We start from the raw sequence: 23,730 nt of genomic DNA on the forward strand, positions 1-23,730 counted from the left end.
AGGGTGGATGTCGCGAAGCACATCCACGCGGGCATTGATCAAAGAGGCAACCATGCAAATCGACCACCTCGACCATCTGGTCCTGACCGTCGCTGACATCGAGACGACGGTGGACTTCTACACCCGCGTGCTCGGCATGCAGGCGGTGACCTTCGGCGAAGGGCGCAAGGCGCTCGTCTTCGGCCAGCAGAAGATCAACCTGCACCAGGCCGGCCGCGAGTTCGAGCCCAAGGCCGAACGGCCCACGCCCGGTTCGGCGGACCTGTGCTTCATCGTCGCCACGCCGCTGGAGCATGTAATCGCGCACCTTAAGGCGCAGCAGGTCGCCATTCTCGAAGGTCCGGTGCAGCGCACCGGCGCCACCGGGCCGATCCGCTCGGTCTACGTTCGCGACCCCGATTCCAATCTGATCGAACTATCCAACCCCCTGGAGCCGAGCGCATGAGCCAGCACACCCGCGCCCTGACCGAATTTCTCGCCGGACTCGCTTACGAGCAGATTCCCGACGCGGTGCTCGCCCGCACCGAAGACCTGTTTCTCGACTGGCTCGGCTCCGCGCTGGCCAGCGCCGGCGCGCACCCGATCCCGCTGTTCGAGCGCTACGCGCAGAAGATGGGCCCGGCCGATGGTCCGGCGCGCATCCTGGTCAACGGCCAGAGCAGCAGCGCCTATTTCGCCGCGCTGGTGAACGCCGCCAGCTCGCATCTGGTGGAACAGGACGATCTGCACAACAGCTCCGTGCTGCACCCGGCCACCGTGGTCTTCCCGGCCGCGCTGGCGGCGGCGCAGGATCTGGGCAAGTCCGGCCGTGAGTTGCTGGTGGCCTCCGTGGCCGGCTACGAGGCGGGCATTCGTATCGGCGAATTCCTCGGCCGCTCGCATTACCGCATCTTCCACACCACCGCGACGGTCGGCACGCTGGCCGCAGCGGTGGCAGTCGGCAAGCTGATGGATTTCGACCAGCAGCAGTTCACCCATCTGCTCGGCAGCGCCGGTACGCAAGCGGCGGGGCTGTGGGAATTCCTCCGCGATGCGGCGGATTCCAAGCAGCTGCACACCGCCAAGGCGGCGGCTGATGGCCTGCTCGCTGCGTACCTCACGGCCGATGGCCTGACCGGCGCGCAGAACATCCTCGAAGGCGAGCAGGGCATGGCCGCGGGCATGTCGAAGGACGCCAATCCGAGCGCGCTGTCGGATCGCCTCGGCAGCCGCTGGGCGCTGGCGGAAACCTCGTTCAAGTTCCACGCCTCCTGCCGCCACACCCACCCGGCCGCCGATGCACTGCTGGCGCTGATGCAGCGTGAGGGGTTGCAGGCGGATGACATCGCCAGCGTGACCACCCGCGTGCACCAGGGCGCGATCGACGTGCTCGGCCGCGTGACGGTGCCGCAGACCGTGCACCAGGCCAAGTTCAGCATGGGCACCGTGCTCGGGCTGATCGCCCTGTACGGCAAGGCCGGGCTGACCGAATTCCATACGCATGCACTCAGCGATCCGCGCGTCGGGCAGTTCCGCGAGAAGGTTTCGATGACCCTCGATCCCGAGGTGGACGGCGCTTATCCCGCGCGCTGGCTCGGTCGCGTCGAGGTAGCCACCACCGACGGCCGCACGCTGCGCGGCGCCATCGACGAACCTAAGGGCGACCCGGGCAACACGCTGAGCCGCGCCGAGCTGGAGGACAAGTTCCGCCGCCTGCTGCAGTTCTCCGGCGCACGCAGCGAAGGCGAGGCGAGCGTGCTGATCGACACGGTCTGGCGGCTGCGCGAGCTGCAGCGGCTGGACGCGCTGGCCTGAACGTAGGGTGGAAAACGACCGCAGGTCTTTTCCACCGGTTTGTACGGCACCCCGTCGCATCGCTTGGAGCCGGATGGACCTGAACAAACGCGTGGAAATGGCTTCGCCGATTTCCACCCTACGCCGAATTTGCAGGAACCGAACATGAACGACACCCAAGTCAAACCCCGCCCACTCGATGGCATCACCGTGGTCAGCCTCGAGCACGCCATCGCCGCGCCGTTCTGCACGCGCCAGCTGGCCGACCTCGGCGCACGGGTGATCAAGATCGAGCGGCCCGGTGCCGGCGACTTCGCCCGCGGCTACGACGAGCGGGTCGACGGCCTGGCCTCGCATTTCGTCTGGACCAACCGCTCCAAGGAAAGCCTGAGCCTGGACGTGAAGCAGGACGCCGCTGCCCAGGTGCTCGACCAGCTCTTGGCCAAGGCCGACGTGCTGGTGCAGAACCTGGCACCGGGCGCCGCGGCGCGCATGGGGCTCTCCTTCGAGGCGCTGCACGAGCGCTTTCCGCGGCTGATCGTCTGCGACATCTCCGGCTACGGCGAGGGCGGCCCTTACGAGCAGAAGAAGGCCTATGACCTGCTGATCCAGAGCGAGGGCGGCTTTCTCTCCGTCACCGGTGGGCCGGGTGAAACCGAGATGGCCAAGGCCGGCTGCTCCATCGCCGATATCGCCGCGGGCATGTACGCCTACACCGGTGTGCTCTCGGCGCTGATGCTGCGCGACAAGACGGGCGAGGGCAGCCGCGTCGACGTTTCCATGCTCGAAAGCCTGGTGGAGTGGATGGGCTACCCGTTGTACTACGCCTACAAGGGCGCGACGCCGCCGCCGCGTGCCGGCGCCGCCCACGCCACCATCTACCCTTACGGCCCGTTCCCCACCGGCGACGGCGGCACGGTGATGCTCGGTCTGCAGAACGAGCGCGAGTGGCTGGCGTTCTGCGACAAGGTCCTGCTGCAGCCGGAGCTGGCGCAGGACGAGCGCTTCTCGAGCAACGCCCGGCGTTCGGAGCATCGCACCGAATTGCGTGCGCTCATCGTCGAGGCGTTCAGCCACCTGAGCGCCGAAGAGGTGATCGCCCGGCTGGATGCCGCGCCCATCGCCAATGCGCATGTCAACGACATGGCCGGTGTCTGGGCGCATCCGCAGCTCAAGGCGCGCCAGCGCTGGAGCGAGGTGGACAGCCCGGCCGGTCGCTTGCCTGCGCTGCTGCCGCCGGGGCGCAACAGCGCCTTCGCCCCGCGCATGGACCCGATCCCCGCGCTGGGCCAGCACACCGACGCGCTGCTGAGCGAACTCGGCTACGCGCCGGGCGATATCCAGCGCCTGCACGAGCAGGGCGCGGTATGAGCGTGCCCAGGAGCCAGCCCATGAACTCATCGATCATCCGTAGCGCGCTGTTCGTCCCGGCGACCCGCCCGGAGCGCATTTCCAAGGCGCTGGCGAGCGGCGCCGACGCGGTCATTGTCGACCTTGAGGATGCGGTCGCGGAGAACCTTAAGGCAGAGGCGAGGGGCAACCTCGATGCCTTCCTCGCGGCCAACCCGGCGGCGCGCCTGCTGGTGCGCATCAACGCGCCAACCCATGCCGAGCAGGCCGCGGACCTGGCGCTCTGTGCCCGTCATGCCGGTGTCACCGGCGTGCTGCTGCCGAAGGTCGAAAGCGCGGTGCAGGTTGCGCTGGCGGCCAGCTGCGGCAAGCCGGTCTGGCCAATCGTCGAAAGTGCCCGCGGGCTGGCCAATCTGGCGGAAATTGCCCACGCCCAGGGTGTCGAGCGGCTGTCCTTCGGCGCGCTGGACCTGGGCCTCGATCTCGGCCTGGCCAATGGCACCGCCGGCGCCGAGCGCATGCTTGACCAGGCACGCTATGCGCTGCTGCTGCAGTCGCGATTGGCCGGGCTGGCAGCACCGCTGGACAGCGTCTTTCCCGACATCAAGAACCTCAATGGCCTCACCCGTGCCGCTGCCGACGCCCGCGACATGGGCTTTGGCGGCCTGCTGTGCATCCACCCGAGCCAGGTGGCCGTGGTGCACGAAACCCTGATGCCCAGTGCCGCGGAACTGGACTGGGCGCAACGCATCCTCGCCGCCGGAGCTTCCGGCGATGGGGTTTTCGTGGTGGACGGACAGATGGTCGACGCCCCCGTCATCGGCCGTGCCCGTCGCCTGCTGCAACGTGCCGGGCAAGCGGTGCCCTGACCGCAACGCTTGCCCGCGAAACGTACCAACCGACAAAAACAAGAGGGTACTTCCATGCTGAGTAACAAGCTCAAGGCACTCGCCTGCGCGCTTTCTTTCACCGTCGCCGGGTTGGTGCATGCCGCCGACCCCGTGACCATCAAATTCGCCCACGTAGTGGCGGACAACACACCGAAGGGGCAGGGCGCGCTGCTGTTCAAGAAACTCGCCGAGGAACGCCTGCCGGGCAAGGTGAAGGTCGAGGTCTACCCGAACTCCTCGCTGTTCGGCGACGGCAAGGAAATGGAGGCCCTTTTGCTCGGTGACGTGCACATGCTGGCGCCGTCGCTGGCCAAGTTCGAGCATTACGCCAAGGCCATCCAGATCTACGACCTGCCGTTCCTGTTCGATGACCTGGCGGCTGCCGATCGTTTCCAGAGCGGCCCGCAAGGCAAGGCGCTGTTGCGCGCGATGGAAGACAAGAACATCACCGGCCTGGCCTATTGGCACAACGGCATGAAGCAGCTTTCTGCGAACAAGCCGCTGCGCGAGCCGAAGGATGCCCGCGGGCTGAAATTCCGCGTGCAGGCTTCCGCCGTGCTCGACGAGCAGTTCAAGGCGGTGCGCGCCAACCCGCGCAAGATGAGCTTCGCCGAGGTCTATCAGGGCCTGCAGACCGGCGTGGTCAACGGCACTGAGAACACCTGGTCGAACTACGAAAGCCAGAAGGTGCACGAGGTACAGCCCTACATGACCGCCTCCGATCACGGTCTGATCGACTACATGGTGATCACCAACACCCAGTTCTGGAACGGTCTGCCGGAAGACGTGCGCGGCGAGCTGGAAACGATCATGGAAGAGGTCACCGCCGAGGTGAACCGCCAGGCCGACGACCTCAACCAGCAGGCGCGCCAGGCCATCGTCGCCTCCGGCAAGACCGAGATCATCGAACTGTCCCCCGAGCAGCGCGCCAAATGGCGCGAGGCGATGAAGCCGGTGTGGAAGAAGTTCGAGGGTGATATCGGTGCCGAGCTGATCGAAGCGGCGCAGTCAGCCAACCGCTCCTGAGCCATGGGTGGCGCCAAAGCGCCGGAAAAACAAACGGGCCTGTCGAATTCGACCGGCCCGTTTTTCATGTCTGGCTGGCTTATGCTGGCCGGCAAACGCGCAAGGAGACGCCGGCATGAGTCGTTACGCCAGGGTCAGCACACCGGTGCTGGATATCGCTTATCTCGAATGGAATCCTCGTGGCCAGCAGGTCGCGGTGCTGGTGCATGGCTGGCCGGATTGCCCGGAAGGCTGGACGCCCGTGGCCGAGCGCCTGGCCGCGGCCGGCTACCGCGTGCTGTGCCCGACACTGCGCGGTTTCGGCCAGACGCGTTTCATCGATCCGCTGACCCCACGCAGCGGTCAGCTGGCGGCACTGGGCCGCGATCTGCTGGATTTCATCGATGCGCTGCGCCTCGATCAGCCAGTGCTGGTCGGCCATGACTGGGGCGCGCGGGCGGTGGCCAATGCCTGCGGGCTGCGCCATCACGCCGCCGCACGGCTGGTAATGCTCGCGGTGGGCTACGGCACCAATGACCCGAACCAGCACATCTCGCTCAGCCAGGCGCGCAACTACTGGTACCACTGGTACATGGCCACCCCGCGCGGCGAGCGCACGGTAGTTGAGGATCGCGCAGCCTTCACGCGGCTGCTGTGGGATACCTGGTCACCGGCCGGCTGGTACAGGGAGGCTGATTTCATCCAGGCGCTGGAGGCATTCGACAACCCGGACTGGGCCGCCGTGGTACTGCATTCCTATCGCCACCGCTGGGGCTTAGTCGACGGCGATCCTGCATATGCATCGGACGAGGCGCTGCTGCAACCGACCCCGGTACTCGCTGTGCCGACGCTGGTGTTGCATGGCGAGGCGGATACCTGCAACGCACCGGAAACCTCGGCCGGGCGCGAAGCCATGTTCAGCGGGCCCTACCACCGACAGTTGCTGCCTGGAGTAGGGCATTTCCCTCAGCGCGAGGCGCCGCAGGCGGTGGCTGAGGCGATTCTGCGGTTCTGTCAGGCGGATTGATCACAGGGTGAGGGCGGAGAGACTCGAACTCTCACGCCCTCGGTCGTCCGCTGCGTTCAAACGCCCGCTTCCTGCATCCACTTCGGTTTCGGATAACGGCGATCGGCCTTGCCGGCCTTGAGTACCGCCCCCGGCACGTCGTGGCCGACCAGTTGCGGCAGGTCGGCGGCGCACTGCAGCAGTCGGTCGAGATCGACGCCAGTGTTCAGGCCCATGCGCTGGAACATGTGCACCAGGTCTTCGGTGCAGATGTTGCCGCTGGCACCCGGCGCGTAAGGGCAACCGCCGAGTCCGCCGAGAGAGGCGTCGAAGCGGTCGATGCCGGCGTTCAGCGCCGCCAGGGCGTTGGCCAGGCCCATGCCGCGGGTGTTGTGGAAATGCGCAGTGAATACGGCTTCCGGCCAGCTGTGCAGCGCTTCACGGCAGATGCGCTCGACCTGCGCCGGGTCGGCCATGCCGGTGGTGTCGCAGAGGGTGATGCCCTGCACGCCGATCTCCAGCAGGCGTTGCGCCAGCTCATAGACGCGCCGCTCCGGCACCTCGCCCTCGAACGGGCAGCCGAAGGTGGTCGATAGCGAGGCGTTGATGAACACGCCACTGCCACGAGTAACCTCGATGATCTCGCGGAACTGCACCAGCGACTGTTCGGGCGTCATGCGCAGGTTGGCCAGGCCGTGGGTGTCGCTGGCTGACATCACTAGGTTGATCTCGTCCACCTCGCAGGCCAGCGCGCGCTCGCAGCCCTTCACGTTGGGTACCAGCACGGTGTACTCGACGCCCTCCACGCGACGGATGCCGCGCATCACCTCTTCGGCGTCGCGCAGGTTGGGGATGGCCTTGGGCGAGGTGAAGGAGGTGACCTCGATCTTCGCCAGCCCGGTTTGCGAGAGGCGGTCGATCAGGGCGATCTTGGCTTCGGTCGGCACGAAGCTCGCTTCGATCTGGAAGCCGTCGCGGGTGGCGACTTCCTGGATGTACAGGCGCTTTTTCATAAGTGAATCCTGGGTTTCGTAGGGTGGATGACGCTTCATCCATCCACCTTTTCGGCTGGCTCGGAGGTGGACAAGCTTCGCGTTGTCCACCCTACGGGCAGTGTCAGATGATCCCGCGTTCGCGCAGGCCCTGGCGTTGTTCATCGGTGAGGCCAAGGCCGGCCAGCACGTCGTCGGTGTGCTCGCCCAGTTGCGGGCCGCCTTCGCCGATACGTCCCGGCGTGCGTGACAGCTTGGGCAGCACGCCCGGTACCTTGAGCGGGCCGGCGAAGGTCTGCACCTGCTCGATCATCCGCCGCGCCAGGTAGTGCGGGTCCTTGACGATATCGGCGGCGGTGTAGGGATAGCCGGCCGGCACACGGGCGCCCTTGAGTGCTTCGATCACCTCGTCGCGGCTGTGCTGGAGGGTCCATTCGCCGATGGCGGCATCGATCAGCTCGGCGTGCTGGGCGCGGCCGTCGTTGTGGGCGAAGCGCGGATCGTCGGCGAGGTCCTGGCGGCCCATCAGGGTCATCAGGCGCTTGTAGATGCTGTCGCCATTGCCGGCGATCAGCACGTAGGCGCCGTCGTTGCACAAATAGGAATTGGACGGGGTGATGCCGGGCAGGGCGCTGCCGGCCGGCTCGCGAACGTAGCCGAAGGCGTCGTATTCGGGCACCAGGCTTTCCATCATGGCGAACACCGACTCGTACAGCGCCACGTCGATCTCCTGGCCCTGGCCGCTACGGTTGCGCTCCTGCAGGGCGAGCAATACGCCGATCACCCCATACAGTGAGGACAGCGAGTCGCCGATGCTGACGCCAACCCGCACCGGCGGCTGGCCGGGGTAGCCGGAGAGGTGGCGCAGGCCGCCCATGGCTTCGCCGATCACACCGAAGCCCGGCAGGTCACGATAGGGGCCGGTCTGGCCGTAGCCGGAAATGCGCAGCATGATCAGCCGAGGGTTCAGCTTCGACAGCTCATCCCAGCCCAGGCCCCATTCTTCCAGTGTGCCGGGGCGGAAGTTCTCCACCAGGATGTCGGCTTCGGCCACCAGCTGGCGGACGATTTCCTGGCCTTCCGCGGCTTTGAGATCGAGCGTCACCGAGCGCTTGTTGCGCGACTGCACATGCCACCAGAGCGAGGTGCCGTCCTTGAGCTTGCGCCACTTGCGCAACGGGTCGCCGACCTTCGGTGGTTCGATCTTGATCACATCGGCGCCGAATTCGCCGAGCAGTTTGCTGGCGAAGGGGCCGGCGATCAGCTGGCCCATCTCGATCACCTTGAGGCCCTGCAGCGGCAGGTTCTTGTCTGTCTGTTCGCTCATCACGACACCTGTGCCGGTTGATTCATGGTGCCGAGCATGACCGAGGCGCCATCGGCGGACAATTGGCCGTTGGCCAAGCGTGGCTTCGTGTTCCACGAAGCCTAAGACGAAAGGCGCTTTGAAAAGCTCGGCTTGAGCAGCGCATGCTTCGTCACCCGCGAATACGGAAGCTTGCCCATGCGCCGCATCGATTTCGTCACCCTTCGGCTGTTCGTCGCCATTGCCGAGACTCGCAGCCTGACGCGCGCTGCCGAGCGCGAGCATCTGGCGCTGGCGGCAGTGAGCAAGCGCGTCAGCGACCTGGAAGGGCAGCTCGGCGTCAGTCTGCTCTATCGCCAGCCCAAGGGTGTCGAGCTGACGCCGGCCGGCCATGCGCTGTTGCACCACGCGCGCAACCTGCTTGACAACCTGCAACAGCTGGACGCCGACCTCAGCGAGTTCAGCCAAGGCGTGAAGGGCCATGTGCGCATCCACGCCAACACCTCGGCGGTGATCGAGTTCCTGCCCGAAGACCTGAGCGCCTTCGCTCGCCAGCATCCGGAAGTGAAGATCGACCTGGAGGAGCGCGTCAGCAGTGACACCCTGCGCGCCCTGCGCGAGGGGTTGACCGATATCGGCATCTTCGCCGGACACCTGCCGGCTGATGACTTGCAGGTGTTTCCCTACCGCGAGGACCGACTGGTGCTGGTCACGCCACGCGAGCATCCGCTGGCCGAGCGTGCAGAAATCGCCCTGCGCGATGCCGCCGGCTTCGACTTCATTGGTCTGCAGCAGGACGCCTCGCTGCACGCGCTGCTGCAGCAGTCGGCGCAGCAGATGGGCACGCCGCTGCGCCTGCGCATCCAGGTACGCAGCTTCGAGGCGATCTGCCGGATGATCCACACCGGCATGGGTATCGGCGTGCTGCCCGAGCAGGTGGTGCGCAACTACCTGCCGGCGCTGGACGTGGCCATGGTGCCGCTGACCGATGCCTGGGCGCGGCGCGAGCTGAAGCTCTGCGTGCGCAATCTGGAGAGCCTGTCGGTGACCGCCCGGCAGATGCTCGAACACCTCACGCTTCGCGAAGGCGAGGCCTGAACGATGCGGGGCGGCGAGGTGATTACGACTCTGCCTTCGCCAAACGCGAAGTCGCGCTTGGCCAAATAGCAATTCAGTGGGTGGCGGTGCCGGGGTAGAGTCGGGCCAGCTGCATGGCTCACACAACTACAAAACGGAGCTTCCCATGGCACGACTTTCCCGTGGCATCACCCGTCTGCTTGCCGCTTCGGCGCTGTTTAGCGTCCTCGGCGCCCAGGCCGATCCGATCCTGATCAAGTTCTCCCATATCACCGCCGACAGCACGCCGAAGGGCCAGGGCGCGCTGATGTTCAAGAAGCTCGTGGAAGAGCGCCTGCCCGGCCAGGTGGAGGTGCAGGTGTTCGCCAACTCCTCGCTGTATGGTGACGGCAAGGAGATGGAGGCGCTGCTTATGAACGAGGTGCAGCTGCTGGCGCCGGCACCGTCGAAGCTCGAGCAGTACACCAAGCAGCTGCAGCTGTTCGACCTGATGTTCCTGTTCGACGACATGGCCGCCGCGCAGCGCTTCCAGCAGTCGGACAAGGGCCGCGCCATGCTCAAATCCATGGAGGACAAGGGCATCACCGGACTGGCCTATTGGCTCAACGGCATGCGCCATTTCACTGCCAACAAGCCGCTGCGCGAGCCGGCCGACGCCCGCGGGCTGAAATTCCGCGTACAGCCCTCGGACCTGCAGGCCGCCCAGTACACCGCCCTGCGGGCGGTGCCGCGCAAGATGGCCTTCGCCGAGATCTACCAGGGCCTGCAGACCGGCGTGGTTAATGCCCAGGACAATCCCTGGTCGAACATCTACAGCCAGAAGTACCACGAGGTGCAGAAGTACATCACCGAGTCCGGTCACGGCATCGGCAACTACCTGCTGATCACCAACACCAAGTTCTGGAACGGCCTGCCCGCGGATGTGCGCGGCGAGCTGGAAGCGATCATCGACGAGGTCACCGTAGAGGTGAACCGCCAGGCCGAGGCGCTGAACGAGAAGGCCAAGCAGGGCGTCATCGACTCGGGCAAGAGCGAGATCCTGGTGCTGACCGACGAGCAGCGCGCCAAGTGGCGCGAAGCGGTGCAGCCGGCCTGGAAGAAGTACGAGGAAGAGATCGGCAAGGACCTGATCGAAGCGGCCCGCGCGGCGAACCGCGAGAGCTGAAGCAGAGCGTGACGATGGTCTGTTAGACCAACGTGCAGTGTCCGCTGCCCCGGCGGCGCCGCACAATGGCCGGCATCGAATCTGCGTGATCCGATATTAAGTGTGTGCTAACCGGTTAACTGGTTGGACGGGCGGTCCTGAATGGGGTCGCCCTTTTTTTTGCCTCGCCAAAACGGTCGCCGGCTGTACCGACAGGCGCCGCGACCGTCCGCGCACGCCACGCCGCCGTGTGCGCTGGGATGGTTGCACCCGCCGGCGGCATTCTCCGTCGCGCGCAGGGAAATGCGCGACCGATCCACTGTCTATCCTCTAGTCATCCGCCACCGTGTGCGGTCGGTGTGCGGCGAACATGTCGTCAGGCGTTTGGTTGTCGGCTGGCCAGGATTGCGTACGCGCAGTCCCGCCAGTCACTCGGGTTCGTAGGGTTCGCCTGTAGGACAGGGTTTGCACAACTTGATGAGCGTTACCGGACCGACATGAGGTAATTCCCCATGAATGCTGCGTCACTCTATCCCGTACGGCCCGAGGCGGCCGCCCATACGCTGACCGACGAAGCCACCTACAAGGCGCTGTATCAGCAATCGGTCATCAATCCCGACGGCTTCTGGCGCGAGCAGGCCGCGCGGCTGGACTGGATCAAGCCGTTCACCGAGGTCAAACGCACCTCCTTCGACGATCACCATGTTGATATCAAATGGTTCGCCGACGGCACCCTCAACGTCGCGGCCAACTGCCTGGATCGCCATCTGGACGAGCGCGGCGATCAGGTGGCGATCATCTGGGAAGGTGATGATCCTTCCGAGCACCGCGAGATCACCTACCGCGAACTGCACCTTGAGGTCAGCAAGTTCGCCAACGCCCTGCGTGGCCAGGATGTGCATCGGGGCGACGTGGTGACCCTCTACATGCCGATGATTCCCGAGGCGGCCGTGGCGATGCTGGCCTGCGCGCGCATCGGCGCGATCCACTCGGTGGTGTTCGGTGGCTTTTCGCCGGAGGCGCTGGCGGGGCGCATCATCGACGGCCAGTCGAAAGTGGTGATCACCGCCGACGAAGGTTTGCGCGGCGGCAAGGCCGTGCCGCTGAAGGAGAACGTCGACGAGGCGCTGACCAACCCGCAGACCGGCTGCGTGCAGAAGATCATCGTGGTACGCCGGACCGGCACCGATATCCGCTGGCACAAGCATCGCGACATCAGCTACGACGACCTCATGCGGGTGGCCGGCGAAGTCTGCGCGCCGAAGGAGATGGGCGCCGAGGAGCCGCTGTTCATCCTCTACACCTCCGGTTCCACCGGCAAACCCAAGGGCGTGCTGCACACCTGCGGCGGCTACCTGCTGTACGCCGCGCTGACTCACGAGCGGGTGTTCGACTATCGGCCCGGCGAAATCTATTGGTGCACCGCCGATATCGGCTGGATCACCGGGCACAGCTACCTGATCTACGGCCCGCTGGCCAACGGCGCGACCACGCTGATGTATGAAGGCGTGCCGAATCACCCGGACGTCACCCGCATCGCGCAGATCATCGACAAACACAAGGTCAACATCCTCTACACGGCGCCAACGGCGATCCGCGCGATGATGGCCGAGGGCGACGCGGCGGTGCGGGGCGCCGACGGTTCCAGCCTGCGCCTGCTCGGCAGCGTCGGCGAGCCGATCAACCCCGAGGCCTGGCACTGGTACTACGAGACCGTCGGCCAGTCGCGCTGCCCGATTGTCGATACCTGGTGGCAGACCGAGACCGGCGGCATCCTCATCAGCCCGTTGCCGGGTGCCACCGCGCTCAAACCCGGCTCGGCGACGCGGCCGTTCTTCGGCGTGGTGGCGGGGCTGGTGGACAACCTCGGCAACCTGCTGGAGGGGCCGGCGGAGGGCAATTTGGTGATCCTCGATTCGTGGCCCGGGCAGATGCGCACCATCTACAAGGACCACGACCGTTTCGTCGACACCTACTTCAAGACCTTCCGCGGCATGTACTTCACCGGCGACGGTGCGCGGCGCGACGAGGATGGCTACTACTGGATCACCGGACGGGTCGACGACGTGCTCAACGTCTCCGGCCATCGCATGGGCACCGCGGAGATCGAGAGCGCGCTGGTCGCCCACCCGAACGTCGCCGAGGCGGCGGTGGTCGGAGTGCCGCACGCGCTGAAGGGGCAGGGCATCTATGTTTATGTGACCTTGCTGGCGGGCGTCGAGCCGAGCGACCGACTGCGTCAGGAGCTGCAGCAGTGGGTGCGCCGGCAGATCGGCCCGATTGCGGTGCCGGATACCATCCAGTGGGCGCCCGGGCTGCCGAAGACGCGCTCGGGCAAGATCATGCGTCGCCTGCTGCGCAAGATCGCCACGCAGGACTACGACGGCCTGGGCGACACCTCGACGCTGGCCGATCCGGCGGTGGTGCAGCAGCTGGTGGATGCGCACCGGGCGATGCACCGCGGCTGAGCCGCCGGCATCAGCGACCGGGCGCCAGCCGCGGCCCGGCCTGCTCGCGCGCCGGGCTTGCGTCCGCTTGCCCGGCTGCGAGCCCGGCGACGCTCAGTTCCGGGAAGCTGCCGCCAATGAATTCGATCCGGCGGGTCGGGTGGGCGAAGTCCACTTCCAGCTCCTTCAGACCGTCGATGAGCGCGAGATTGATCTCCTGCTGCACGTCCATGTACTGGTTGTAGTCGGACGTCTGCATGATGTAGACGACCTCGAAGGTCAGCTGGCTTTCGTCGAATGAGAGAAAGTGCGCACGATCGAACTTGACCGCCTCCAGCCCTTCGATGATGCGCCGCACCAGCGCGCTCACCTCGCGCACCTTGGCCGACGGCGTGCGGTAGGAAATGCCGAACTTGAAGACGATGCGCCGGGTGTTCATGCGCTTGTAGTTGTGCAGGATCTGCTTGAGCAGGTCGGCATTGGCGCATACCACCTGCTCGCCGCTCAGGCTGCGGATGCGCGTGGTCTTCAGGCCGATGTGCTCGATGGTGCCGGCCACCTCGCCGAACACCACGAAGTCGCCGATCTCGAACGGCTTGTCGATGCCGATCGACAGCGAGGCAAAGATATCGCTGAGCAGCGTCTGTACCGCCAGCGCGATGGCGATGCCGCCGACGCCGAGGCTGGCGACCATCGCCGTGATGTTCACGCCCAGGTTGGCGAGGATCGACAGCAGCATCATGGTCCACACCACCAGGCGCAGCATGATGCCGATGATGGTGGTGGTCACCGGATTGCGCGCCTTGCCGTCGCGGGTCAGGCTGTCCATCCACAGGCGCACCGCGGTGTCCAGCCACAGGGCAATCTGGAACGCCAGGGCGACGAACCAGCCGTGGGACATCGCCGATTCCCAACGCTCGGGCAGCTCCACCACCTTCAGGCCGATCAGCAGCGAGAAGGCGAGAATCAGCAGACTGCTGGTGTTCTCCAGCATCTGCGCGGCGATCCCGGTAAAGCCGCTGCGCGAACCGTTGAGCATGCGCTTCAGGCGGTTGGTGACCAGTTTCAGGATGGCGCGCAGCAGTATGTAGCTGACCACGGTGATGGCAGCGACGATGGCGATGTTGACCCACAGGGTTTCGTCCAGCAGAACGTCCCACTTCATTGATTCGAATCCTCCACGGCGACGGCGCGCGCCGGGTGGCGCGCGGGCAAAGGGCTACGGTTTTCAGTAGCCCCTGTCGCCGAGAAGTTCCCCTGGGCGTGGGAGGCGGGTGCGGCGGACGGGCGCCGCGTGGCGGATCAGTCGAGCGGTAGCAACGGCAGCAATTCTTCGTAGCCGCCGCCATTGATGACGTTGCGATAGCCCAGCGCCTGCAGCTCGTCCTGCGCTACCGACGAGCGCCGCCCGGTGCGGCAGTAGAGCACCACGGTGGCGTCCTTGTCGGGCGCGACCTCGGCGATGCTGCCGGCCAGCGCGGATTCCTCGATGTTGATGGCGCCCGGAATCGAGCCTTCGGCGAATTCTTCGCTGCTGCGCACGTCGATCAACAGCGTGTCCGGCATCTGCAGCGCCTGGACTGCGGCCGGGCGGTCGATTTCGCCGGCCACGACCGGCAGGCTCAGCGAAAGGGTGAGAAGGAGGGGTAACAGGCGCATGGCGGAGTCCTCGTGCTGACTTCCCGCCGCGTACCTCAACCGAACAGCCGGGTGAGGTTGGGCAGGATCAATATCACCGCAGTGGCGACGAGGATCAGTGTGGCCTGCCGGAACTTTTTCTGCTTGAACATCGTGTGGCCTTCTTCTTGTTCTGAATGCGCCGCGGCGTGCTCGACATGCTCCAGCCGGCGCGAAGCGCAGGCGGCTGGCAGGTCTTTAGAGGCAATCATCGTGGCGTCATTTCCTCTGTGCGATGCGCGGTCAGCATGTGCGAACGTCACGGTTCGCAACATCGACTCCGGTTGGCAGGGTCGCAGCAAGTTCCGTACCGCGCGCGTCCGGCGAACGGTGCAGCGGGCGACGTTTGCCTGTTGTCCAAGGGGAACAGCACAGCCGCCCGTGGAGGCATCCTCATGAAGATTCATCCGCTTTCGCTGTTCCTGCTGAGCGTCGTGGCGATACCGCCGGCGCTGGCTCAAAACGCCCCAACCCTGGAGGAACAACGCCAGCGCAGCGGCATGGAAATGCGCGAAGAGCGCCAGCGCAGCGGGGTGGAGATGCAGCGGCAGCGCCAGCAGCTCGACCAGGTCATCGACTCCTCTGGCGCGCCGGCCGGCGATGCCACCGCGCCGGATCGTCCCGCCAGCGATGTGCGCCGCGCGCCGCGCGTGCCGCGACTCGACGATTCGGCCAGTGGCGATCCACGCGACGAACGGCCCCTCGCGCCGGACCGACCGGCCACCACGCCAACACCCGTTCCGCCCGCCAACGGCGCTGCGGGTGAAATGGGAACAGGTGGCGGTAACGGCGCGACCCAAGGCGGGCCGACCGGCGGTGGCGCGGCGCGACCGTAACTGCCTGGCGGGCTTGGAAGGGCTTGAGTGATTGCAATTTGCCATCTTGTCATCAGATTGCAACGTAGGAGGCATGGAATACGCTGCGCCGTCATGCGCGGCGTCTTCCAGGCCAACGAGAACCTCCATGACCGTCACCGAGCAGTTGGGCACACTCAACCGCATTCTTGCCCACGGCGACATCACCACGCTGTTTCAGCCCATCGTGTCGCTGTCCGAACGCCGCGTACTGGGCTACGAAGCCCTGAGCCGCGGGCCGTCCAACAGCGCCCTGCATTCGCCGATCAACCTGTTGGCTGCGGCCCGTCACGCCGGGCGCCTGGACGCGCTGGAGGTGAGCTTCCGGCAGAACGCCTGCCGGCGTTTCCGCGAGGGCGCACTGCCGGGCAAGCTGTTCCTCAATGCCTCGCCGGACTCGCTGCTCGACCATGACCACCGCGCCGGCCGCACGCTGGCGCTGCTGCAGACCTACGGCATTCCCGCCAGCCAGGTGGTCATCGAGCTCACCGAGCAGTCGCCCACCGAGGATTTCGAGGTTCTGCACGCTGCCCTGCACCACTATCGGGCGATGGGCTTTCTGATTGCGCTGGACGATCTCGGCGCGGGTTATTCGAGTCTGCGCCTGTGGTCGGAACTGCGCCCCGACTACGTGAAGATCGATCGTTACTTCATCGATGGCATCCACCAGGACCGGCTCAAGCGCGAGTTCGTCGAGTCGATCCTGCGCATCGCCCGTGCCTCGAAGGCGGAGGTGATTGCCGAAGGCATCGAGCTGCCCGAAGAGCTGGCCGTATTGACGGAAATGGGCGTCGATCTGGTGCAGGGCTATCTGCTGGGACGTCCGCAGGAGCGGCCGTTGCTCGATGCCGAGGAGGTGCTGCCCTCGGCGATTGCCGCGGCCGCCGAGTCGCAGGAGAACGCTTCGCCGCTGGCACCGCTGTTGATCGAGCAGCAGGCGATCGGCGCCGAACGGCAGATCGCCGAGCTGCTGGAGATCTTCCGCCTGCAGCCGAGCCTCGGCTCTCTCGCTGTGCTGGACGATGCACAGCGCCCGGTCGGCATCGTGCATCGGCATCTGATTTCCGATGCGCTGCTCAAGCCGTTCGCCACCGAGCTGCTGGCGCGCAAGCCGGTCAGCCGCCTGATGAGCACCGATTACCTGTCGGTGGAAATCAGCCAGTCGCTGCAGCAGGTCAGCCGCCTGTTGACCAGCCGCGCACGCCAGCGCGTCGACGAGGATTTCATCATTACCCTCGACGGCCGCTACCAGGGGCTCGGGCGCGTGATGGACCTGCTCAAGCTGATCACCGAAATGAAGATCCAGCAGGCGCGGCATGCCAACCCACTGACGCTGCTTCCGGGCAACGTGCCGATCCAGCAGAGTCTGTCGCGCCTGTTGCAGCAGCACTGCGAGGCGGCGATCTGCTACGTGGACGTCGACAACTTCAAGCCCTTCAACGACCTCTACGGCTATGCCAAGGGCGACGAGGTGCTGCTGTGCCTGGCGCAGTGCCTCAACGATGCGATCGACCCGGTCAGCGAGTTCATCGGGCATATCGGCGGTGACGATTTCATGCTGGTGCTGCGCTGCGACGACTGGCATGCGCGGCTCGAACGCCTGTTCGCTCATTTCGAGCAGCGGGTGCGCCAGTTCTACCGTGCCGATCACCTGGCCGAAGGCTGCTTCGTCGCCGAGGATCGGGCGGGCCAGCCGGAGCGCTATCCGCTGCTGTCGCTGTCGATCGGCGTGGTGCTGCTGGACGGCGAGCAACCGCACGGGCTGGACGCCGGCAGTCTTGCCGCGCTGGCCTCGGACGCCAAGCGCGCGGCGAAGAAGCAGGCCGGCTACAGCCTGCATCGCCTTGCCCCGCAGGCCGTGCGGGCCGCTGGCGCGGCGGCGATGGTTTCGTAGGCGGCGGGCGCGGCGCTCAGGCCGGTGAGAGCCGCAGCGTCTTGATCAGCAGGTCATACAGGCTGTCCACGGCTTTGGCGCCGTGCGAGGCCCGGCTGCGGTAAACCGCGACTTCCATCGGCTCCAGCGGCCCCAGACCCTCGTCGCGGCCAAGTATCCGCAGGTGTGCCGGCGCGCTGCACTGGGTCAGTACCGCGACGGCCAGTCCGCTCTCGACGGCGGCGATCTGCCCGGCCAGGCTGGAGCTGTTGTACACGACCTTGTAGCGCCGGCCCTGCAACGCCAGGGAATGGATGGCGCTGCGCCTGGCCAGGCTGGCGTCTTCGTAGACGGCGATGGGCAGCGGGTCGCGTCGCCAGAGCTGGAACGTGTCGGCGCCGACCCACACCATCGGTTCATGAAACAGCAGCGTGCCGTGCCGCGGGTGATCCCGCGAGACCAGCGCCAGATCGAGGTCGCCGCGCTCGACGCGCGGAATCAGTGCGGTCGACTGCTCGCAGATCAGCTCGATTTCCACCGCGCCGTGATGCGGCGCAAAGCGTCTGAGCACGGGCGTCAGGTAGCGCGCGGCATAGTCATCCGGCACGCCGAGGCGGATGCGCCCGGTCAGCTCTTCACCATGAAAGGCCGCCTGCGCCTGGCCATGCACGTCGAGCATGCGGCGCGCGTAGCCCAGCAGCAGTTGCCCCTGCGGCGTGAGCTGGTGCTGGCGCGGCCCGCGCAGCAGCAGTTGGCAGCCCAGGGCTGCTTCCAGTTTCTTGAGCTGCATGCTGATTGCCGACTGGGAACGGTGCACCTGCGGCGCGGCGGCCGATAGCGAGCCGGCATCCACCACGGCCACGAAGCATTTCAGCCAGTCGATCTGCAGGTCCTGATGATTCATCGGTACGCCTATCTATTTGAAAAGCGAATGGCTTGTAGCTGAAGTATGCGGTTCTCTTGCCAAATCTCCGAATGCATAGTAATCGGCACCTCTGAGCGCCAGCGCAGAGCAACCGGAGATTGCGTGATGTTCGAAGCCGATACCAATCTGCATGAGTTCGACCGGCGAATGGTCTGGACCGGTTTCCGCCAGCTCGTGCCGCTGGCGTTATTCGTCACCTTGTTCGGGGCAGCCTTCGGGCTCGCTGCGGTGCAGGCGGGGCTGGCGGATTCGATCATCATCGCCATGAGCACGCTGGTGTTCGCTGGTGCTTCGCAGTTCGCCACGCTGGAACTGTGGGGCCCGCAGGTGCCGCTGTTCACGCTGGTGATCACGGTGTTCGCGATCAATGCCCGCCACTTGCTGATGGGCGCGACGCTATATCCGTGGCTGCGCCAGCTGCCACCGGGCAAGCGCTACGCGGTGATGCTGGTGGCGTCCGATGCCAACTGGGCGATGTCGCTGCAGGCATTCAACCGGGGCAAGCCCGGTATCGGCTTGCTGCTGGGCGGCGGCATCGCGCTGTGGTCATTCTGGGTAGTGGGTACCTGGTTGGGCGTGCAGTTCGGTGGCGCCATCCAGGAGCCCAGACAGCTGGGGCTGGACATGGTGATGGGCTGCTTCCTGCTGGCGATGGTGGTGGGTGGCGAGAAGAACCTGCGCACCCTCGCGATCTGGAGCGTCGCCGCGTGCGCATCGTTGCTGGCCTATCGGTACCTGCCCGAGAACACGCATGTCGTCGTGGGGGCGCTGGCGGGCGGCGGTGCCGGGCTGTTGTGGGCGGAGAAAACCAATGAGCGTTGAAACCACCGGGCTTGGCGCGCTGCTTCTGGTACTGGTCATGGCCGGCGTAACCCTGGCGACCCGCTGGGGCGGCGTGTACGTGATGTCGTTCGTGCCGTTGGGGGCGCGGGTTCGGCGGTTCATCAGCGCCATGTCCGGTTCGGTGCTGGTGGCGCTGCTGGCACCGCTGGCGCTGGAAGGTGATCTCGGCGCACGGCTGGCCTTGCTCGCGACCGCGGCAGTCATGCTGGTGGTGAAGAAACCGCTGCCAGCGATCGCCGTCGGCATTCTGGTCGCGGCGCTGGTCCGACAGTTCGGAAATGGCGCGATTTAGCGCCGGTAGCGAGGGTAAAAAGCAAAAAGCCCCGAAAAATCTTATTTTTCAGGGCTTTAGCTTTATGGTCTGGCGGTGAGGGAGGGATTCGAACCCTCGATACGATTTCTCGTATACACACTTTCCAGGCGTGCTCCTTCAACCGCTCGGACACCTCACCGGATCTCGACGGGCATGCTGTCCGTCGAGGCGCGCTAATTTAGCCGAACAGTATTCAGATGGCAAAAACTTTTTTCAGTTTTTTCATGTGTTTAAGCAGCAGCTTCGGTGTCGGGAAAGTTGCCATGGAGCGGTGCCGGCCGTCTGGTTTACTGTCGCCCTCGCTGCGTTTCAGCTATGTCAGGGGTGGGATGCGGGGGAGTCAGGAGTGGTCAGGTGAAGTTTTTCGAGAACAAGCGCAGGCATCGCGATGCCGTCCATGTGCCCACCCGGCGGCAGCTGCCGGTCGGCCAGCTGGAGTTGGGCATGTATGTCTGCGAGCTTGATCGCCCGTGGCGCGAGACGGATTTCCTGTTCCAGGGCTTTGCCCTGCGTGACGTCGAACAGCTTCGCCTGTTGCGTGAGCGCTGCGAGCATGTCTATGTCGACGATACCCGCTACGTGCCGCTGGATAATGGTGGCCGGGGCGGGCTATCCACTGCGCCCGGGCGAGTGCAGCGCAGCGCAGCGAGCACGCCGCTTTCGCAGGAGGTCGAGCGCGCTCACGAGGCCTTCCATGCGGGTGCGCAACTGATCGATCAGGTACTGGCCAGCGTGCAGCTGGGGCGTCCGATCGACACCAAGGCCTGCCATGCGGTAGTCCGGCGCAACCTGGAAAGCATGCTGCGCAACGAGAGTGCGATGCTCTGGCTGACGCGCTTGAAGACGCAGGATTTGTACACCAGCCTGCATTGCCTGTCGGTGTCCATTCTGGCGATGGGATTCGGCAAGCACCTCGGGCTGCCGGATGCCAGGATCGAGCTGCTCGGCATGGCCGGGCTGCTGCACGATGTCGGCAAGATGAAGATCGATCCGCAGGTGCTGAACAAGCCGGGGAAGCTCACGGCCGAGGAGTTCGAGCACATCAAGCAGCACCCGTCGTTCGGCTATCAGGCACTGTGCGCCCAATCGGACATTCCGGGGGCGGCCTTGCAGGCGGCTCACGGTCACCACGAGCGACTGGATGGCGGTGGCTACCCGCAGGGGCTCGATCGCAATCAGATCCCTTTCATCACGCGCGTGGTGACCATCGTCGACACCTTCGATGCGATTACCAGCCACCGGGTCTATGACCACGCCCGGCCGATCCAGGCCGCCTACGATGTGCTGCGCGGCGGCAGCGATCGGCATTTCGATGACCGTCTGGTGGATGAATTCATTCGCTGGCTGGGGGTTTTTCCGGTCGGCTCGCTGGTGGAGCTGCACACCGGCGAGGTCGCGCTGGTGCTGGAGCGGCACGTGCAACTGCAGCTGCGGCCGAAGGTGGTGGTGCTGCGTGATGCGCAGAAGAATCCCTGCGCGCCGCGCTACCTGGACCTGGCGCGCATCACCGTGGATGCCGAGGGCACGCCTTACCGGATCGGCAATGGCCTGGCCGACGGCGCGTACGGTGTGTTCATCGCCGATGCACAGGTGCAAGCCATCTTGCATCCCGAATCGCTAGCCGAACTTGAGGTCGGATAGCAGCAGATTGGTGACCGTTCGGTCAGTCTTGGCGCTTTACCGGGGCGGTGGCGGTGGGTAACGTCTGCGCACTTCAAGAACAAGGAATTCGCCATGAGTGAGCTGATTTCGTACCAGATCGAAGACGGCATCGCGACGCTGACCCTCGCCAACGGCAAGGTCAACGCGCTGTCTCCCGCCATGTTCGATGAGCTGAATGCTGCACTGGACCGCGCCGAGCAGGATCGCGCCGTGGTGATTCTGACCGGGCAGCCGGGCATCCTTTCCGGCGGCTACGACCTCAAGGTGATGACTTCCGGGCCGCAGAATGCGATGGCGTTGGTCGCCACCGGATCGCGCTTCACCCGCCGGATGCTGGCTCACCCGTTCCCGATCATCGTCGCCTGTCCGGGGCATGCCATCGCCAAGGGGGCGTTTCTGCTGCTGGCGGCCGATTACCGTATCGGCGCCGAGGGGGCCTTCAATATCGGGCTCAACGAAGTGCAGATCGGTATGACGATGCACCATGCCGGTATCGAACTGGCGCGCGATCGGCTGGACAAGGCGGCATTCCAGCGCTCGGTGATCAACGGTGAGCTGTTCGACCCGCTGGGCGCCTTGCAGGCCGGCTTCCTCGACCGTGTGGTGCCGGTGGGTGAAGTCATGGCGGTGGCCAAGGCGGCAGCGTTGCAACTGAAGAAGATCAACATGGTTGCGCACCGCAATACCAAGCTGAAGGTCCGCGAGGCGCTGCTCGAAGCGCTCGATCAGGCAATCGAGCTGGACCAGCAGCATTTCGCCTTGTAAGCGGCTGCGTTGCGGCGCGAGAAATTTTCTCGCGACCGCGCAATCACGGTGATCCTGCGTTTACACTGCGCCTGTAACGCCCCGCCGCTGGCGGGGCGTTTTCATTTCCTATCCGTGTCGCCTCGCAGGAGAGCCCCGATGTCCGCCCCGCATACCCCGGTAGAACGCGCCGATTTCGACCAGGTCATTGTTCCCACCTTCGCCCCCGCGGCCTTCGTGCCGGTCCGCGGTCTGGGTTCGCGAGTGTGGGATCAGAACGGTCGAGAACTGGTGGACTTCGCCGGCGGCATCGCGGTCAACGCGCTGGGCCATGCGCATCCGGCCCTGGTGGCGGCGCTGACCGAGCAAGCCGGCAAGCTCTGGCATGTCTCCAACATCTATACCAACGAACCGGCGCTGCGCCTGGCCAAGAAGCTGGTCGCTGCGACCTTCGCCGACCGCGCGTTCTTCTGCAATTCCGGCGCCGAGGCGAACGAGGCCGCGTTCAAGCTGGCGCGCCGCTACGCTCATGATGTTCACGGTCCGCAGAAGTTCGAGATCATCTCGGCAGTCAACAGTTTCCACGGACGGACGCTGTTCACCGTCACCGTGGGCGGCCAGGCGAAATACTCCGATGGCTTCGGACCGAAGATCGAGGGCATCACCCACGTGCCCTACAACGACCTCGCGGCGCTGAAGGCAGCGATTTCCGACAAGACCTGCGCCGTGGTGCTGGAGCCGATCCAGGGCGAGAGCGGCATTCTGCCGGCCGAGCAGGCCTATCTGGAAGGCGCGCGCCAGCTGTGCGACGAGCACAACGCGCTGCTGATCTTCGACGAAGTGCAGACCGGCATGGGCCGCACCGGCAAACTGTTCGACTACATGCACTACGGCGTCACGCCGGATGTGCTGACCAATGCCAAAAGCCTGGGCGGCGGCTTCCCCATCGGCGTCATGCTGACCACCAACGAGGCGGCAGCGCACCTGAGCGTCGGCACCCACGGCACCACCTATGGCGGCAATCCGCTGGCCTGCGCCGTGGCGGAGACGGTGGTGGACATCGTCAACACGCCAGAAGTGCTCGACGGGGTCCAAGCGCGGCACGAGCGCTTCAAGGCCCGGCTGCTGCAGCTCGGCGAGCGCTATGGTGTGTTCAGCCAGGTGCGTGGCCGCGGTCTGCTGATCGGCTGCGTATTGAGCGAGGCGTGGAAGGGCAAGGCGGGAGCCTTCTGTGCGGCGGCGGAAAAGCAGGCCCTGATGGTGCTGCAGGCCGGCCCGGACGTGGTGCGCCTGGCGCCGAGCCTGGTGATCGAGGATGCCGATATCGACGAAGGGCTGGAGCGGTTCGAGCGCGCGATCGCCGCGCTGGTCCAGGCCTGAACGATTTCTGGATGCAGGCAGCGTGCAAGGCGCCTGGCGCTTTTCACTGCCGGTCCGCTGGATCGGGGCCTGCCGTCATCAGCTGAACGCCGGCAGCGATGCCGGCGATTTTTTTCAACGAACGAGAGTATTTGCAAATGAGCGATAGCCTGCGACTGGTTCTGGAAGATGTCGACGGAACCCAGCTGGAAACATCCTGCACCCGCTTTGCGGTGATCTGGCAAGGCCGTGAGGTGTGGATTCAACAGGTCGGCAACAACCAGCTAATGATCGGGGTGGACGTGGAGGAGGGCGATACCGAGTACGCCAATCTGCTGCTGCGTCCGCTGGCGACCAATCTGGTCAGCCTGGAGCTGGAGATGGAGCCGATCGAGGAAGGTGACGAAGGGCACGTCCACGGTCCTGACTGCAATCACTGACCCGCATGCCTGCGTGCGCCGCGTAACTAAAGCCACTTCGCAAGGAAGTG

The 23,730-nt window shown here is 65.5% G+C and carries 23 protein-coding genes and 1 tRNA gene; 17 read left to right on the plus strand and 7 right to left on the minus strand.

The window, feature by feature from the left end:
* The first annotated feature begins 52 nt into the window (after positions 1-52).
* The 6 genes from NAV27_RS08795 (at position 53) to NAV27_RS08820 (ending at position 6,045) form a co-directional block, all read left to right on the plus strand.
* Positions 53-445 carry a VOC family protein gene (locus NAV27_RS08795; RefSeq protein ID WP_102829330.1) on the plus strand — a complete coding sequence of 131 codons (393 nt, stop codon included), beginning with the start codon at positions 53-55 and terminating at the stop codon, positions 443-445.
* The gene (locus NAV27_RS08800) at positions 442-1,794 is read left to right on the plus strand and encodes an MmgE/PrpD family protein (protein ID WP_102829329.1); all 1,353 of its coding nucleotides are present in this window, start codon (positions 442-444) and stop codon (positions 1,792-1,794) included. The genes NAV27_RS08795 and NAV27_RS08800 overlap by 4 nt, the downstream gene beginning before the upstream one ends.
* A 144-nt stretch (positions 1,795-1,938) precedes the next feature.
* A complete protein-coding gene (locus NAV27_RS08805; RefSeq protein ID WP_043297162.1) occupies positions 1,939-3,144 on the plus strand; it encodes a CaiB/BaiF CoA transferase family protein in 1,206 nt (401 codons plus the stop codon).
* Positions 3,145-3,164: 20 nt separating this feature from the next.
* Positions 3,165-3,992, plus strand: coding sequence for an HpcH/HpaI aldolase/citrate lyase family protein (locus NAV27_RS08810; protein ID WP_102829328.1), 828 nt, complete (start codon positions 3,165-3,167; stop codon positions 3,990-3,992).
* 54 nt (positions 3,993-4,046) lie between these two features.
* A complete protein-coding gene (locus NAV27_RS08815; RefSeq protein ID WP_102829327.1) occupies positions 4,047-5,039 on the plus strand; it encodes a TRAP transporter substrate-binding protein in 993 nt (330 codons plus the stop codon).
* A 115-nt stretch (positions 5,040-5,154) separates the two neighbouring features.
* On the plus strand, positions 5,155-6,045 hold the full coding sequence (locus NAV27_RS08820) for an alpha/beta fold hydrolase (RefSeq protein ID WP_102829326.1): 891 nt from the start codon (positions 5,155-5,157) through the stop codon (positions 6,043-6,045).
* Positions 6,046-6,101: 56 nt separating this feature from the next.
* Here the strand turns inward: NAV27_RS08820 and NAV27_RS08825 are convergent, their stop codons facing one another.
* Entirely contained in the window at positions 6,102-7,037 is a 936-nt protein-coding gene (locus NAV27_RS08825; RefSeq protein ID WP_102829325.1) for a hydroxymethylglutaryl-CoA lyase, read from the minus strand.
* A 103-nt stretch (positions 7,038-7,140) separates the two neighbouring features.
* Entirely contained in the window at positions 7,141-8,343 is a 1,203-nt protein-coding gene (locus NAV27_RS08830) for a CaiB/BaiF CoA transferase family protein (RefSeq protein WP_102829324.1), read from the minus strand.
* 177 nt (positions 8,344-8,520) lie between these two features.
* On the opposite strand from NAV27_RS08830, the gene NAV27_RS08835 reads away from it, so the two are divergent.
* The 3 genes from NAV27_RS08835 (at position 8,521) to acs (ending at position 13,011) form a co-directional block, all read left to right on the plus strand.
* Positions 8,521-9,420 carry a LysR family transcriptional regulator gene (locus NAV27_RS08835; RefSeq protein ID WP_102829323.1) on the plus strand — a complete coding sequence of 300 codons (900 nt, stop codon included), beginning with the start codon at positions 8,521-8,523 and terminating at the stop codon, positions 9,418-9,420.
* Positions 9,421-9,565: 145 nt separating this feature from the next.
* The gene (locus NAV27_RS08840; RefSeq protein WP_102829322.1) at positions 9,566-10,564 is read left to right on the plus strand and encodes a TRAP transporter substrate-binding protein; all 999 of its coding nucleotides are present in this window, start codon (positions 9,566-9,568) and stop codon (positions 10,562-10,564) included.
* Positions 10,565-11,055: 491 nt separating this feature from the next.
* Entirely contained in the window at positions 11,056-13,011 is a 1,956-nt protein-coding gene (acs, locus tag NAV27_RS08845; RefSeq protein WP_102829321.1) for an acetate--CoA ligase, read from the plus strand.
* A gap of 10 nt (positions 13,012-13,021) precedes the next feature.
* Here the strand turns inward: acs and NAV27_RS08850 are convergent, their stop codons facing one another.
* The 3 genes from NAV27_RS08850 to NAV27_RS08860 form a co-directional block, all read right to left on the minus strand.
* Positions 13,022-14,155: a mechanosensitive ion channel family protein gene (locus tag NAV27_RS08850; RefSeq protein ID WP_102829320.1), complete on the minus strand. Its 1,134-nt coding sequence runs from the start codon at positions 14,153-14,155 to the stop codon at positions 13,022-13,024.
* 137 nt (positions 14,156-14,292) lie between these two features.
* The gene (locus NAV27_RS08855; RefSeq protein WP_102829319.1) at positions 14,293-14,649 is read right to left on the minus strand and encodes a rhodanese-like domain-containing protein; all 357 of its coding nucleotides are present in this window, start codon (positions 14,647-14,649) and stop codon (positions 14,293-14,295) included.
* A 35-nt stretch (positions 14,650-14,684) separates the two neighbouring features.
* Entirely contained in the window at positions 14,685-14,942 is a 258-nt protein-coding gene (locus NAV27_RS08860) for a hypothetical protein (protein WP_146029401.1), read from the minus strand.
* Between the two features lie 120 nt (positions 14,943-15,062).
* On the opposite strand from NAV27_RS08860, the gene NAV27_RS08865 reads away from it, so the two are divergent.
* Together NAV27_RS08865 and NAV27_RS08870 are read left to right on the plus strand one after the other, a co-directional pair.
* On the plus strand, positions 15,063-15,503 hold the full coding sequence (locus NAV27_RS08865; protein ID WP_008570261.1) for a hypothetical protein: 441 nt from the start codon (positions 15,063-15,065) through the stop codon (positions 15,501-15,503).
* Between the two features lie 127 nt (positions 15,504-15,630).
* Positions 15,631-17,415 (plus strand): bifunctional diguanylate cyclase/phosphodiesterase, encoded by a 1,785-nt coding sequence (locus tag NAV27_RS08870; RefSeq protein ID WP_008570259.1) that lies wholly within the window; start codon positions 15,631-15,633, stop codon positions 17,413-17,415.
* A gap of 16 nt (positions 17,416-17,431) precedes the next feature.
* On the opposite strand, the gene NAV27_RS08875 is transcribed toward NAV27_RS08870, so the two are convergent.
* On the minus strand, positions 17,432-18,298 hold the full coding sequence (locus tag NAV27_RS08875) for a LysR family transcriptional regulator (RefSeq protein ID WP_102829318.1): 867 nt from the start codon (positions 18,296-18,298) through the stop codon (positions 17,432-17,434).
* A gap of 126 nt (positions 18,299-18,424) precedes the next feature.
* Between NAV27_RS08875 and NAV27_RS08880 the strand changes: the two genes are divergently transcribed.
* Both NAV27_RS08880 and NAV27_RS08885 read left to right on the plus strand, forming a co-directional pair.
* Positions 18,425-19,141: an AzlC family ABC transporter permease gene (locus NAV27_RS08880; protein WP_102829317.1), complete on the plus strand. Its 717-nt coding sequence runs from the start codon at positions 18,425-18,427 to the stop codon at positions 19,139-19,141.
* Positions 19,131-19,454: an AzlD family protein gene (locus NAV27_RS08885; protein WP_102829316.1), complete on the plus strand. Its 324-nt coding sequence runs from the start codon at positions 19,131-19,133 to the stop codon at positions 19,452-19,454. Before NAV27_RS08880 ends, NAV27_RS08885 begins: the two co-directional genes overlap by 11 nt.
* 70 nt (positions 19,455-19,524) lie before the next feature.
* On the opposite strand, the gene NAV27_RS08890 is transcribed toward NAV27_RS08885, so the two are convergent.
* Positions 19,525-19,614, minus strand: a tRNA-Ser gene (locus NAV27_RS08890).
* A 215-nt stretch (positions 19,615-19,829) separates the two neighbouring features.
* Between NAV27_RS08890 and NAV27_RS08895 the strand changes: the two genes are divergently transcribed.
* From NAV27_RS08895 to NAV27_RS08910, 4 genes are all read left to right on the plus strand, one after another.
* Complete coding sequence (locus tag NAV27_RS08895) at positions 19,830-21,116, plus strand: HD-GYP domain-containing protein (protein WP_102829315.1); 1,287 nt, start codon at positions 19,830-19,832, stop codon at positions 21,114-21,116.
* A 93-nt stretch (positions 21,117-21,209) separates the two neighbouring features.
* On the plus strand, positions 21,210-21,902 hold the full coding sequence (locus NAV27_RS08900) for a crotonase/enoyl-CoA hydratase family protein (protein ID WP_102829314.1): 693 nt from the start codon (positions 21,210-21,212) through the stop codon (positions 21,900-21,902).
* Positions 21,903-22,040: 138 nt separating this feature from the next.
* Complete coding sequence (locus tag NAV27_RS08905) at positions 22,041-23,261, plus strand: aspartate aminotransferase family protein (protein WP_102829313.1); 1,221 nt, start codon at positions 22,041-22,043, stop codon at positions 23,259-23,261.
* Between the two features lie 137 nt (positions 23,262-23,398).
* The gene (locus NAV27_RS08910; RefSeq protein WP_043297142.1) at positions 23,399-23,680 is read left to right on the plus strand and encodes a hypothetical protein; all 282 of its coding nucleotides are present in this window, start codon (positions 23,399-23,401) and stop codon (positions 23,678-23,680) included.
* Positions 23,681-23,730 lie beyond the last annotated feature (50 nt).

This window comes from Stutzerimonas degradans (assembly GCF_024448505.1).
Taxonomy (GTDB): Bacteria; Pseudomonadota; Gammaproteobacteria; order Pseudomonadales; family Pseudomonadaceae; genus Stutzerimonas; species Stutzerimonas degradans.